At 43.2% G+C, this 14,155-nt stretch carries 12 protein-coding genes; 1 reads left to right on the top strand and 11 read right to left on the bottom strand.

Annotated features, from left to right (window positions below; translation table 11 throughout):
• The first annotated feature begins 44 nt into the window (after positions 1-44).
• Entirely contained in the window at positions 45-1,745 is a 1,701-nt protein-coding gene (gene efbA / locus IGJ17_RS08320; protein ID WP_429961241.1) for a fibronectin-binding protein EfbA, read from the top strand.
• Between the two features lie 254 nt (positions 1,746-1,999).
• Here efbA and IGJ17_RS08315 read toward each other — a convergent pair whose 3' ends face one another.
• From IGJ17_RS08315 to IGJ17_RS08265, 11 genes are all read right to left on the bottom strand, one after another.
• Positions 2,000-2,491: a pyridoxamine 5'-phosphate oxidase family protein gene (locus tag IGJ17_RS08315; RefSeq protein WP_429961240.1), complete on the bottom strand. Its 492-nt coding sequence runs from the start codon at positions 2,489-2,491 to the stop codon at positions 2,000-2,002.
• Positions 2,491-3,408: a helix-turn-helix domain-containing protein gene (locus IGJ17_RS08310; RefSeq protein ID WP_005235975.1), complete on the bottom strand. Its 918-nt coding sequence runs from the start codon at positions 3,406-3,408 to the stop codon at positions 2,491-2,493. Before IGJ17_RS08310 ends, IGJ17_RS08315 begins: the two co-directional genes overlap by 1 nt.
• 324 nt (positions 3,409-3,732) lie before the next feature.
• Positions 3,733-4,410, bottom strand: a complete 678-nt coding sequence (locus IGJ17_RS08305; RefSeq protein WP_016620153.1) for a carbonic anhydrase family protein — start codon at positions 4,408-4,410, stop codon at positions 3,733-3,735.
• A 157-nt stretch (positions 4,411-4,567) separates the two neighbouring features.
• On the bottom strand, positions 4,568-5,203 hold the full coding sequence (gene pyrE / locus IGJ17_RS08300; RefSeq protein WP_429961239.1) for an orotate phosphoribosyltransferase: 636 nt from the start codon (positions 5,201-5,203) through the stop codon (positions 4,568-4,570).
• The gene (gene pyrF / locus IGJ17_RS08295; protein ID WP_008379878.1) at positions 5,200-5,919 is read right to left on the bottom strand and encodes an orotidine-5'-phosphate decarboxylase; all 720 of its coding nucleotides are present in this window, start codon (positions 5,917-5,919) and stop codon (positions 5,200-5,202) included. The genes pyrE and pyrF overlap by 4 nt, the downstream gene beginning before the upstream one ends.
• Positions 5,919-6,842, bottom strand: a complete 924-nt coding sequence (locus IGJ17_RS08290; RefSeq protein WP_016611756.1) for a dihydroorotate dehydrogenase — start codon at positions 6,840-6,842, stop codon at positions 5,919-5,921. Before IGJ17_RS08290 ends, pyrF begins: the two co-directional genes overlap by 1 nt.
• Positions 6,842-7,618 (bottom strand): dihydroorotate dehydrogenase electron transfer subunit, encoded by a 777-nt coding sequence (locus IGJ17_RS08285; protein WP_005235982.1) that lies wholly within the window; start codon positions 7,616-7,618, stop codon positions 6,842-6,844. The genes IGJ17_RS08290 and IGJ17_RS08285 overlap by 1 nt, the downstream gene beginning before the upstream one ends.
• Before the next feature lie 21 nt (positions 7,619-7,639).
• Positions 7,640-10,825: a carbamoyl-phosphate synthase large subunit gene (carB, locus tag IGJ17_RS08280; RefSeq protein WP_086299447.1), complete on the bottom strand. Its 3,186-nt coding sequence runs from the start codon at positions 10,823-10,825 to the stop codon at positions 7,640-7,642.
• A gap of 1 nt (position 10,826) precedes the next feature.
• Positions 10,827-11,906, bottom strand: coding sequence for a carbamoyl phosphate synthase small subunit (locus IGJ17_RS08275; protein WP_005235984.1), 1,080 nt, complete (start codon positions 11,904-11,906; stop codon positions 10,827-10,829).
• Position 11,907: 1 nt separating this feature from the next.
• Entirely contained in the window at positions 11,908-13,191 is a 1,284-nt protein-coding gene (locus IGJ17_RS08270; RefSeq protein WP_086299448.1) for a dihydroorotase, read from the bottom strand.
• 36 nt (positions 13,192-13,227) lie between these two features.
• Positions 13,228-14,154, bottom strand: coding sequence for an aspartate carbamoyltransferase catalytic subunit (locus IGJ17_RS08265; RefSeq protein WP_005235988.1), 927 nt, complete (start codon positions 14,152-14,154; stop codon positions 13,228-13,230).
• Position 14,155: the final 1 nt, after the last annotated feature.

Here is a 14,155-nt window from a genome sequence, read left to right as displayed (position 1 = left end):
AATCCCTCAGTCAAACTATCCTTATAAGAAAAGAGGGAAACAATATGTCTTTTGATGGTGTTTTTACCCATTTAATGGTCAAAGAATTACAAAATCAATTAACCAGTGGACGTGTGAACAAAATTCATCAACCTTATGAAAATGAGGTCGTATTTGTGATCCGTGCCCAAGGGAAAAATCATAAACTTTTGCTATCCGCACATCCCACCTATGCTCGTGTGCAATGCACAACGATCGCCTATAGCAATCCAGAAACCCCACCGAATTTCTTGATGATGCTACGGAAATATTTAGAAGGGGCGATCTTAGAATCAATCGAACAAATCGACAATGACCGTGTGATCCATTTTCATTTTACTCGACGAGATGAATTAGGTGATTTACAATCCCTCGTCTTGATTGTCGAATTGATGGGCCGTCACAGCACGATTCTATTAATGAATAAGACGAGCGGAAAAATTGTCGATACAATCAAACACATTGGTCATTCACAAAATACGTATCGTACTTTATTACCGGGTGCTACTTATATTGCACCACCAAAGCAAACAACACTTAATCCTTTTACAGCCTCTCGCACCAAAATTTTTGAAGAATTATCGACCATCGATCCCTTGACGGCAAAAGAACTTCAACAACGATTCCAAGGCTTAGGCCGCGATACAGCAGAAGAATTAATCGCTCGAATCAATGCCAATCCCAATGAAAAACTGCGTCAGTGGGATGCTTTCTTTACAGAGCTTACCCAGGAGCTAGCACCAAGTTATCTCCAGTCAGAGAAAAAGGAACATTTTACACCAATTCCCTATCCATCATTGATCGATGCGACCACCACTGTCACCTCTTATCAGAGTCTGAGCGAGCTTTTAGATGCGTTTTATCACGACAAGGCGGAAAGAGATCGGGTCAAACAACAAGGTGGCGAATTACTAAAGAAGATTGAGAATGAACTGAAACGCAACCAATTGAAGTTAAAGAAACGCCAACAAACGTTAATCGATTCAGAAAACGCCGAAGAATTCCGTCAAAAAGGTGAGCTTTTGACGACTTTTATGAATCAAGTCCCCCGTGGTGCTGCTTCAGTTGATTTGGAAAATTACTATGATGAGAATCGGCTTTTGACGATCAAATTAGATCCCGCTCTTTCTCCCAATCAAAATGCTCAGAAATATTTTCAACGTTATCAGAAATTAAAAAATGCAGTCAAACTGGTCCATCAGCAGATTGCCGAAACGAAAGAAGAAATCGCGTATCTCGAATCCGTGTTAGCTCAATTAGAAATCGCCTCTCCAATGGATCTGGCGGTTATTCGGGAAGAACTGATTGCACAAGGCTATGTCAAAAATCGGACGAAACAGCGTAAAAAAGCCGCTCCTTCGCAACCAGAACGATTTCTTTCTTCAGACGGAACAGAAATTTTCGTTGGAAAAAACAATTTACAAAATGACCAACTGACTTTAAAAACAGCTCGTAAGAGTGATATCTGGCTGCATACCAAAAATATTCCTGGCTCTCATGTCATCATTCGTTCGGATGATCCTAGTGAGACAACCTTAATGGAAGCTGCAGAGCTTGCCGCATATTTCTCAAAATATCGTCAATCTGCCCAAGTACCGGTGGACTACGTGCAAGTCAAACATATTCGGAAACCGAATGGTGCCAAACCTGGATTCGTCATTTATGAGAATCAAAAAACGCTTTTTGTGACACCTGATGAGGGAATTTTGAGATTAAAACAGTCCTAGCTGCTCCTCAGTCTATTCGGATCAAAAAAACATAGTGTAATCAATAAAAGAACCGACCACAAAAGCACTGCGAAACTACACGCGCTTGTGATCGGTTTTTATGCTTTTTCCTTCTATCTACTGCTCTTCCAGCGACAATTTTGCTTAGCTTGAAATACAAAAGGCAAGCCTTCTCAGAATTTAGCCATCGACGTATCTGCTAGATCCGATAGAATGGCATTCGAAAATCACCGTGAGAAAGTAGCTTCTGCTAGCTAATAAATACCGCCATCCTCCATAGTGACTTTCTTCTCGAAATCAAAATGATACAGCTTTTCCCAATGATTGATATTCAACGTTCCTTTGGTCAAATGGATTGCTAGAAAGCAACAGCCTTTATCATTCTCATTGTTGACTTCGTCGTACCAGACAAAGGCTTTGCGAATTTTGCTTCTTAATTCTGCATTTTTAGGGTCTAGCACCCAACCTAAATTCTCCCCTTGACCGACCACAGTAAACCATTCACCGCTAACGGCAATGGAAACTGCTGGGTTCTTTTTGATTTGCTTGATTTTATTGGATTGCTCGTGTGTCGACACGTAAAAAACGCCCTCTTCATAAAAAGCATCAACTTCTCGAACGACTGGTTGTATGTGTCCCTCTACAGTTTTGTCACAAGCTGTCGTCGCAAGGGCAATCACATTGTCTTTAAAATGTCCGAATTTTTCTTCAAGCAGCTTTATTCCTTCTTCATACTGGTGAGTCATTATTCTGTTCCTCCTTGCATCTTAATTCTTTTTTTAAAAGGAATCCATAATTCGACATGAACCACATGATTTTCCCCTTTTCGATAAAGCTCAGGAAAAAAATTCTCAGCAATCCAGCCATTTTTCTTGAGCCAAAAACGGGTATAACGCATCGCCTTTCCCATATTGATGATCAGTTGCTCTGAGACCGTATCAAAACTGCAAACAATATACTCACGTTCTGGTAAAGTCCATTCAGTGCAGTTGAGAAATTGCGAACCATCAGATATTTGACCAACAAAATAACTTGAATAGCCTTCAGGCGCATCTCCCGGAAATGAAACACCGATCAGGCAATGATCGGTGCGAGGCTGATTGGCAGTCTTTTGATAAAAATCATGCCAAATATCATCAATCGGATCAATCCCTGTTCGTTGGCCCAGCATTTTTCCATACTTAAATGGATAGTAACCAACAACGCCACAAAAAACCAACGGTTGCTGATTTCGCTTCTTCTGAATCTCCAAAACGACTCCTTCGCTGATCAATGGATTGCCTTCTTCTGTGACAATATACCCTAAAGATAGATCCGGCTTATCAAAATTTTGCAAGCCGATCGGAGCTTTTTGGTAAAGAGAAGGTGAAAGTCCATAAACGGTCTTAAAGGTTCTTGAAAATACTGCATGGCTGCTAAAACCAACCTCAAAAGCGACCTCAATGACTCGACTTTTTCTGTCTTTTAATAAAACAGCGGCTCTGGCCAGACGACGCAGTTTTATATATTCCCTAACAGAAATTTTAACTAAGCGAGTAAATAAGCGTTGATAATAAAATACAGAAAGCGATGCGACTTGTGCTAACGTTTCGATCTCTAGCGACTCAGCAAGATTGTCTTCGATAAAATCGATGGATTTTTGGATTGCTTCCCATGCATGCATATGGATTTCCTTTCTTTCACTATAAAATACTCAGCCAAAAAAGCTTTACCGTGTCTGCTCTTTTTCTAAAAAAAAACTATATTTGTATTTATTTTCACAATGCATTAACTGCCGAGAATCAGCTTATTTAATATTTTAGCATAGACTTCATGGTCCTAGAATATAAAAATAAAAAAAGACGAAGAGTTTTCGTCTTTTTCTAGTCAATGACATTCTAAAAATTCTAACATCATTTTTATAGATTACCCTTACGAAGTGGTTTCTATACTGACCATCAAATGAAGTCAGTGATAAACACTACGTAAAAGGATCTATTTTTATAAATTAATAGAAATAAATAGGCCGATCTTTGCGGTCTTGTAATGGGCGATTATTGTTTTCTAACACTTCTTCCCGGAATTCCAAAATGAAGCGGCGGCTCATCTCCCCGATCCAGTCAAAGACGAACCAATTGATTGGCCCTTTGGTTGGCGGTGTCGTCAACGAACCCACATAATGGAAATGGTGGGTGCGTTCTGGTAAGAACATAGTCGGATCAAACCATTGCGTATGGTTTTCAAAGTCCCAGATGCTGTCGTCTTGCTGATTGCAGATCCAGTTGAGCTTATCCGTCAATTTGAATAAGATGCCCACAACCAAGTTTTCTCCGTCCTCATTCATATGGACGAGATGAAACTCTAATTCTTGCTGTTCATCATCGATAATATGTTCAGACGGCATGTGGAAATGAATATCCGTCAAATAGTAGTTGATCCCTTTAAATGTGACATAACTTTCTTTGTTATATGGAACGAAGTGAATCGTATTTTTGAATTCTTTTTCCGTGAACCGCTCTCGTTTATAGTGAAAAGCCAAGTCCTGATCGATAGGTTCTTCGGTTTCATCGTGAACTAAAGCAATTGGGGATTGGTAAGGAAATTCGGCGCCTTGTGCATACCAATCGCACAAAGTGTGCCAATGTTCAGGTCCATTGTCTCCGGAATAACTCCAGGGAACATCCATATTTCTTTTCAAAAAAACAGCCTCCTAATTCAAGTTGACAGCAAGGAATAGCCCTTCCTATCAAAAAAACTTTCTCCCAATGCTATCAGAAAATAGGTGAAAATAAAACGAATATGCTTGGTCATTCCCTCACATATCCGTTTCTTATTTCAATTCCTTATTCACTCAACCAAGCAGCAGGATCTTTTCGCCACTCTTGTAACAGGGCAACATCAGACTCTTGAATAGCACCCGTTTCTAAAGCCGACTCGATCAACGCTGTATAGTTTGTCAAAGTCACATAGGATAGACCTGCTTGGTCAAAATTCTCTTGGACTTGAGGCAGCTCGTAAGTAAAGATCGCAGCGACGCCTAATACGTCGGCTCCTTCTCTTTTGGCTGCTTCACAAGCTTCTAAGACACTGCCACCTGTTGACAATAAATCTTCAATGACGACCATTTTTTGATTTGGCTGAATACGACCTTCAATTTGATTGCCTTTGCCATGTTCTTTTGCTTTGCTGCGAATATAAACCATTGGCAAATCTAACAATTCAGCGACCCAAGCAGCATGGGGAATCCCGGCTGTTGCGGTCCCTGCAATCACTTCTGCTTCGGGATAAGTCGTTTTGATGACTGCAGCTAAGCCTTTCGCAATGGCGCTACGTACATGAGGATAACTCATAGTGATTCGATTGTCGCAGTAAATAGGGCTTTTGATGCCGCTTGCCCAAGTAAATGGTTCATTCGGTCGTAAAAAAATCGCCTCGATGTCTAAAAGATCTTTGGCAATTTGATTGGATTGTTCTTTCATTGGCTAGCTTCCTTCCATTCTTGTTTTATTTGCAGATAACTTTCATACGGTGTCTTAGACTGGGTGATTGGACGTCCCACAACGATCATGGTAGCCCCCGCATTGCGAGCTTGTGCAGGTGTCATGATCCGTTTTTGATCGCCAACTTCACTGCCAGCTGGTCGGATACCAGGCGTCAAGCGTATGAAGGCATCGGTTGTTCTTTGCTTGATCTGTTTTGCTTCGTGTGCGGAGCAAACAACACCGTCTAATCCAGCTTTTTGGGCACAAGTGGCGTAATGGATAACACTTTCTTGCAGTGACGTCATGATCTGCTGATCATGATGCATTTGTGCCTCACTAGTGGAGGTCAATTGGGTAACTGCAATCAAATCAGGGACTTTGTCTCCAGCGGGGGTTCCTTGTTGCAGACCTTTTTTAGCAGCAGTCATCATTTCAATCCCGCCGGCTGCATGAACATTCGTCAAAGCAACACCTAAAGAAGCTAAGCGCTCCATTGCTCGTCCAACAGTATTAGGGATATCATGTAATTTTAAATCTAAAAAAATGTCATGGCCAAAGGATTTCAACCAAGTGACGATCGCTGGTCCTTCTTGGTAGAAAATCTCCATTCCAACTTTTACAAATAATTTTTCTCCCGCAGGAAATTGCGCTAAAAATGTTTCAATAGCCTGTTTGTTGGGGAAATCTAAGGCAATAATTGGTCGTTCACTCATCACACGTGCTCCTCTCTCACTTCTTTTATCAACTGTTCCAAAGAAGTGATCCCTAATTCTGCCATTCGGATAGGCAATTCTTCAATCAATTTTGGGCAAATGTAAGGATCGGTAAAGTTTGCAGTTCCTACTGCAACTGCACTTGCACCTGCCAGATACATTTCAAGTACATCATCCACTGACATCACGCCCCCCATGCCAATAATTGGTAATTGAGAAACTTGCGCCACTTGTTTGATTAGGCGGATCGCCACTGGTTTGATTGATGGACCAGACAAGCCCCCGGTTTGGTTGGCTAAAATCGGTTTTCGTGTTTTTAAATCGATCCGCATGCCCAAAAGCGTATTGATCATCGTAAACCCGTCGGCGCCGCCTGCTTCGATCGCTTTTGCAATTGGGACAATATCCGTCACATTCGGCGAAAGTTTGACATAGATCGGCACTTGCGAGACTTTTTTGACCGCTTCAGTCAATGCACCAGCAACCGCAGGATCGGTTCCAAAAGTGATACCGCCATGTTTGACGTTAGGGCAAGAGATATTCAGTTCGATCGCTTTGACATTTTCTGCCTGACTGATTTCCTGACACACAAGAACGTAATCTTCGACGGTCGAACCAGCAACGTTTGCAATGATCGGTAACTCTGGATGTTTTTGAGCTAAGTCCGGCAATATTTGATTCATGACCGTTTCTAACCCAGGATTTTGCAACCCGATGGCATTTAACATACCACTAGGCGTTTCCGCTACCCTTGGGGTTGGATTGCCGAAACGTGGTTCAGGTGTGGTCGCTTTGATCATCACCGCACCTAATTGACTGATGTCATAATATTTATCATATTCTGCACCAAACCCAAAACAGCCGCTGGCAGGCATGATCGGATTTTTTAGACTCAATCCGGGTAGCTCGACGTTGATCGACATTAAATGACCACCTTTCTCGCCTGAAATACAGGCCCTTCGTCACAAACTTTGACACTTTTTGTACCTTGTTCGTCATCTTTCGTATGGCAAACACAGGCATAACAGGCACCCATCCCGCAAGCCATTCGCGCTTCCATGGATAATTGAACATCTGAAAGGTCTTCGAAAAGCTGGGCGGTGGTTTTTAAAAGACCGTTATTTCCGCAGGCAAAGACCGCCGCAGGTGTTTGCTCTGCAGCTAACAACAGGTTGCCAACATTTCCTTGTAAACCAGCGCTGCCATCATCGGTAGCAATCCTCGTGTCTCCTAGTGCACGAAATTCCTCTTCATAATACATGACGTCTTTGCTGGCAAAGCCCAAAAAGTGAATGACGTGGACGCCTTGTTGGGTCAGACGTTTCGATAATTCATAGAGCGGCGGTACACCGATACCGCCACCTACGATAAATGCAGTGTCCCCTTGATTTAAATGATGATAGCGAAACCCATTTCCTAACGGCCCCATCACATCGATTGGATCACCAACGGTCATTTCTGAAAAAATTCGTGTGCCATCTCCTTCGACCCGGTAAATGATTCGGCATTCTTTTTTCTCAGCATCGATATGATTGATACTGATCGGTCGGCGAAGAAGAAAGGCATTTTGAGGAACCCGCAGGTGCAGAAACTGCCCTGGGGTCCTCATCTCATTGACTAATTCACCAGTCAATGTCATTTCAAAAATCCGTGGTGCCAGTTGACGCTGTTTGCTGATGGTCATGATTTCTTGCTTCATCAAAAAACTCCTTTATCTGCGTTAAATTGCTTTTGTTGAAAAACTGCGGGATTCCATCACTTTTAGAATTGCATCCGCTGTATCAAGAGAAGTAAAGGTCGGTACACCATGCTCCACTGCTTCTCGGCGAATGATAAATCCGTCTTCCGTTGCATTTTGGCGATCTTTGTCCATGGTATTGACTACTACTTGGGTCGTTCCTTTACGGATCAAATCAACAACCGTTTCTTCTGCTTGTTGATCAGAGATTTTAGCAACTCGTGTCACTTGCAGGCCTTTTTCTTCAAAGTAATCAGCGGTTCCATTGGTAGCCATTAAGGTGAAGCCGACCTCTACGAAACGCGCCGCCAGTGCTGCTGCCTCTTCTTTGCTTTCGTCTGCAACGGTGAAAAGTGCTTTTCCAAATTCAGGAATATGCAGGCCTGATGCCTCAAAAGCTTTATAAAGTGCTTTTGCCAAATCTTTGTCTGATCCCATTACTTCACCCGTTGATTTCATTTCAGGGCCTAAGTAAGTATCGACTTTTAAAAGTTTTGTAAAGGAGAAGACAGGTGCTTTGATGTGTACTTCATTTGGTGTTGGAGCAAGTCCGTCTTGATAACCTAACGCTGTGATCTCTTCCCCGAGAATCGCCTTCGTGGCAATTTGTGCCATTGGGATCTCTGTTACCTTGCTTAAAAATGGCACGGTTCGGCTAGCACGAGGATTTACTTCAATGACATACACTTTGTTCTCATGGATGACAAATTGGATATTCATCATACCGATACAATTTAAACCTAATGCCAAGCGTTTGGTATATTCTTCGATCGTAGCAATTAGTTCATCCGAAAGATTTTGCGGTGGATAGACTGCCATTGAATCTCCTGAATGGACCCCTGCACGCTCGATATGTTCCATGATTCCAGGAATCAAAACAGTTTTGCCGTCACAGATAGCATCGACTTCACATTCTTTACCAACCAAGTAACGATCGACCAAGACAGGATGTTCTGGTGATGCTTTCACTGCATGACGCATATAATCTTCTAAATCGGCTTGGTTTTCCACGATTTCCATCGCACGTCCCCCTAAGACATAACTTGGGCGGACTAAAACAGGATAGCCGATTTTTTGTGCGATGGCGATCGCTTCTTGTTCGTTCGTCGCCGTGTCGCCTGGTGGTTGCGGAATATCTAATGCTTGTAATGCTTGCTCAAAGAGATCGCGGTTTTCGGCACGATCAAGATCTTCAATGCTGGTGCCTAGGATTTTGACTCCGGCTTTCACCAAAGGTTCGGCTAAATTGATCGCCGTTTGCCCGCCAAATTGGACGATGACCCCAATTGGCTGTTCCAAATCGATCACATGCAAGACATCTTCTAAGGTCAACGGTTCAAAATACAGCTTGTCGGAGATAGAAAAATCAGTCGAAACCGTTTCAGGATTACTGTTCATGATGATCGCTTCATAGCCAGCAGCTTGGATCGCTTTCACCGAGTGCACTGTTGCATAGTCGAACTCCACCCCTTGTCCGATTCGGATCGGTCCAGAACCTAGGACAAGAACAGATTCTTTTTCACTGCGCTTGCTTTCATTCTCAAACTCATAGGTGCTGTAGAAATAAGGTGTTGCTGATTCAAATTCTGCGGCACATGTATCCACCATTTTGTAGACTGGCAAAATCTTTTGCTCATGGCGCAGCGTGCGGATCTCAGCTTCCGTGGTTTCCCACAGCTCAGCGATCTTTTTATCCGTAAAGCCGTTTTGCTTAGCTTTTTTCAACATATCAAGGGATTGTGGATCGTTTGCTAATGCTTGTTCGATCTCAAAGATGTGAAGCATTTTATCTAAGAAGAATAAATCGATTTTCGTCATTTCATTCAAATCTTCGATAGTATACCCTCTTCGGATGGCTTCCATGACGTAGAACAGGCGATCATCTTGCGCCTTGATGACCTTCTCCATCAGATCATTGTCAGAAAGAGCTTCTAGTTCTTTCATTTCGATATGATGTGTGCCGATTTCCAATGAACGAACAGCTTTCAGTAATGACTCTTCAATATTACGACCAATGGCCATCACTTCTCCAGTTGCTTTCATTTGTGTTCCTAATCGACGTTCCCCCGTTTCAAACTTGTCAAACGGCCAGCGAGGAATTTTTGCCACAACATAGTCCAGGGCAGGTTCAAATTCTGCATAGGTGGTTTCTGTGACTGGATTTTTCATTTCATCCAATGTTAAACCGACGGCAATTTTCGCTGCCAGTTTGGCAATTGGATAACCTGTTGCTTTACTTGCTAGTGCAGACGAACGAGAAACCCTTGGATTTACTTCAATCACATAGTAATTAAAGCTATGTGGATCAAGTGCCAACTGAACGTTACAACCACCTTCTATTTTTAATGCGCGAATAATTTTTAATGACGCATCTCGCAACATTTGGTATTCATGGTCTGACAGTGTTTGACTAGGGGCAAAGACGATGGAATCGCCGGTGTGGATGCCGACTGGATCGAAGTTTTCCATATTACAAACAACGATCGCGTTGTCTGCAGAATCCCGCATCACTTCATATTCGATCTCTTTAAACCCAGCAATACTACGTTCAATCAAGCATTGGGTCACGGGCGAGAGCTTCAAGCCGTTTTCAGCGATTTGGCGTAATTCTTCTTCATTGTTACACATGCCACCGCCCGTTCCTCCTAGCGTAAATGCTGGACGAACAATGATTGGAAAGCCGATTTTTTTCGCAAATTCAACTGCTGCTTCCACCGTTGATACGATTTCGGATTCTGGGATCGGTTGATCCAATTCTTCCATTAATTGTTTGAATAAATCTCGATCTTCTGCCTGATCGATTGCCGCTAATTTGGTTCCTAGCAACTCAATTCCTAATTCATCCAAAATACCTGAGTTGGCTAATTCCATCGCCATATTCAAGCCCGTTTGTCCGCCTAATGTCGGTAAAATTGCATCAGGCTGTTCTTTACGTAAAATCCGTGAGACAAACTCAAATGTGATTGGTTCAATGTAGACTTTGTCAGCAATTTCTTTGTCCGTCATGATCGTTGCGGGATTCGAATTGACTAACACCACTTCGTAACCTTCTTCTCGTAAAGCTAAACAAGCTTGTGTACCGGCATAATCAAATTCTGCCGCTTGTCCTATAATAATCGGTCCAGAACCGATTACCATGATTTTCTTGATATCTGTACGTTTTGGCATATTAGTTCTGCTCCTTCCATGCATCGATCATCTCTAAAAATTCGTCAAATAAGTGGACCGCATCATGCGGGCCCGGTGCCGCATCTGGGTGGTATTGGACACTGAATGCTGGGTAGCGGCGATGACGAACCCCTTCGATCGTGCCATCGTTCACTTCGACGTGTGTCACCATTAGTTTTTCAGGATCGATGGATGCTTCATCCACAGCAAAGCCATGGTTTTGTGAGGTAAAATCGATCCGACCAGTGGCGATCTCTCTTACCGGATGGTTCAATCCGCGGTGACCGAACTTCATTTTATAGGTATCTGCCCCATTCGCTAATGAGAAGAGCTGATGGCCTAAACAAATCCCGAAGATCGGTACCTTGCCTTGAATCCCTTGTATCATTTTAATTGCTTCTGGCAAGCTTTTAGGATCACCCGGTCCATTTGTCAGCATTACACCATCTGGTGCGAGGTCTAAAATTTCTTGCGCTGTCGTATTGTATGGTAAAATCGTTAAATTGCAGTTGCGGCGTGACAATTCCCGTAAAATACTGTGCTTCAAGCCGAAGTCGATGACCACGATATTGCGACCAGTTCCAGGACTTGGATAAGGTTTTGAGGTAGAAACTTGTGCCACTTGATTGGTTGGTAAAACCGCCGCTTTTAATTGATCAAAGGCATGGTCAAAGACATCTCCTGCATCAACGATACTCGCTTTCATGGTCCCATGTTGACGGATCTTTCTTGTCAGCGCGCGTGTATCGATTCCTGCGATCCCTGGAATATTTTTGCGTTTTAAAAATTCATCTAACGTCAGCTGTTTCCGCCAATTGCTCGCTAGACGCGCGTGTTCTTTCACAACGACCCCTTTACAAGTCGGTGAAATTGATTCGTAGTCGTCTCGGTTGACGCCGTAATTTCCAACCATCGGATACGTAAACGTAATGATTTGTCCGTTAAAACTTTGATCCGTAATGGCTTCTTGATAGCCCGTCATGCTGGTGGTAAAAACAATCTCGCCAAAAACATTGATACTGGCACCAAAGCCTTCGCCTTCAAAGTATGTTCCATCTTCTAAAATAAGCCAACGTTTCATATTATTGCCCACCTTTTTGCCATACTAATTTTCCATTTACAAATGTATAACTTGTATCCCCATATAACGTCCATCCACCGAAAGGCGTATTGACTCCTTTTGATAGAAATTGCTTAGGATCCACGTTATAAGCTGATTCTAAGTCAAAAATCGCGAGATCGGCTTTGTCTCCGACCATCATCGTTCCGGCGCTTAGACCAAAGATTGATGCTGGTTTCACGGTCATCCAATCCACTAGTTGCTGCAAGGTAAAGCGTCCTGTTTTGACAAAATGAGTGTACAACAATTGGAAGGCATATTCTGATCCGACGATGCCAAATGGTGCTTTTAAAAAGCTTTTCATTTTTTCTTCATAGCCATGTGGGGCATGATCCGTCGCGATACAATCGATCGTGCCATCCAGCAGACCTTCGATCAACGCTTCACGGTCTTCTTGCCCACGTAACGGTGGGTTCATTTTCCAAAAGCCTTCATCGGCAGGAATATCTTCATCGATTAGAAGCAAATGATGAGGAGAAACTTCAGCTGTCACATGGATACCAGCTTTTTTGGCATCTCGGATCACTCGAACACTTTCTTTGGTCGAGACATGGCAGACATGGTAATGAGCACCTGTTGCTTCCGCCAAAAGTACATCACGAGCGATTTGAGAAGCTTCCGTTACACTCAAGATCCCCGGTAGTCCAAGTTCTTCTGCTTTTTTACCAGCATGCATCACGCCGTCAAAGAGTAAGGAGTCATCTTCTGTATGGGCAACCAAGGCCAAGTCATTTTCGGCTGCTTGCTTCATTGCCAGATACATTGTGCCAGCAGTCTGAACACCCACGCCATCGTTCGTCAAGGCGAAAGCGCCAGCAGCTTTCATTCCAGCTGCATCCGTCAACGTTTCACTGCGTAAGTTTTCTGTGATCGGGGCGTATTGTAAGACATTGATTGACGCATCTGCGTTGATTTTTTCGTAAACAGCTGTTAATTTTTCCGGTGTATCGGGAACTGGGTCAAGGTTTGGCATTGCGCAAACTGTCGTGAACCCACCGCGAGCTGCTGCGATGCTGCCCGTTTCAATTGTTTCTTTGTACTCAAAGCCTGGTTCTCTGAAGTGTACATGAACATCCACTAAACCTGGCGTGATCAATTGCTCTTTGGCATCGATGACTTCGTCAAAATCTGTTTCGGGAAATGCTGTACCGATCCCGCGAATGATTCCTTCTTCGATCCAAATTGCTGCAGGAACACAGTGATTGTCTTTTTTGATGATTTTACCGTTTTTAATGAGTGTTTTCATGTAAACTTCCTCCTCTAATTCTTTCCTTTTTGCCTGTTAGGCCTTACCGTTCAACACCGCTTCAAGAATCGCCATTCGAACAAAGACGCCATTGGACATCTGTGTGATGATTCGTGAGCGTAAGCTTTCAACTAAGGCATCAGCCAATTCCACATCGCGATTGACCGGCGCTGGGTGCATTATGATCGCATGCTCTTTCATTCTTGCGGCGCGTTCGACGGTCAACCCGTGATTTTTTAAGTATTCTTCTTTTGAAAAGCTTTCCGTTCCATCATGGCGCTCGTGCTGGACACGAAGCATCATCATAACATCGACTTCTGCGACCAATTCGTCTAATGGTAGCCAATGACCGTATACTTCAAATTCTTCGTCATACCATTCCTTTGGACCTGAGAAGAAGACTTTCGCTCCGAGACGCTTCAACATTTGCATGTTTGATTTTGCGACCCGTGAGTGGGTGATGTCACCTACGATTGCGACTTTCAAGTCGTCAAAATGCCCAAACTCTTCATAGATCGTCATCAGATCTAGCAAGCATTGCGTTGGGTGTTGCCCGCTGCCGTCCCCGCCATTGATGATACTGCACTGGATCGTTTTGCTTTGGATCAAAGCGTCGTAGTAATTTTCATCGCCGTGGCGAATGACCGCAACGTCTACACCTAAAGCCGACATCGTCAAGACCGTGTCATACAAGGTCTCGCCTTTTTGAACAGAACTGGTGGAGGCTTCAAATTCGATGACTTCGATCCCTAGTTTTTTCTCAGCAACATCGAAGCTTTTGTGGGTTCTGGTACTGTTCTCAAAAAAGAGATTTGTTGCGAAATATTGTTCTTTTTGGGGCATCCATTTCGCCCCTCTTTTGAATTCTTGTCCTCTGCGGATGAGTCCCATCACTTCACGGTCCGTCAATGCTTCTACCGTCAAAAGATGCTTTAAGCTGATTCTTTCGGATTGAATAATCATG

This window comes from Enterococcus sp. DIV1096b, assembly GCF_050498765.1.
Taxonomy (GTDB): Bacteria; Bacillota; Bacilli; order Lactobacillales; family Enterococcaceae; genus Enterococcus_D; species Enterococcus_D entomosocium.
This window is presented reverse-complemented; position numbering and strand designations above follow the sequence as displayed.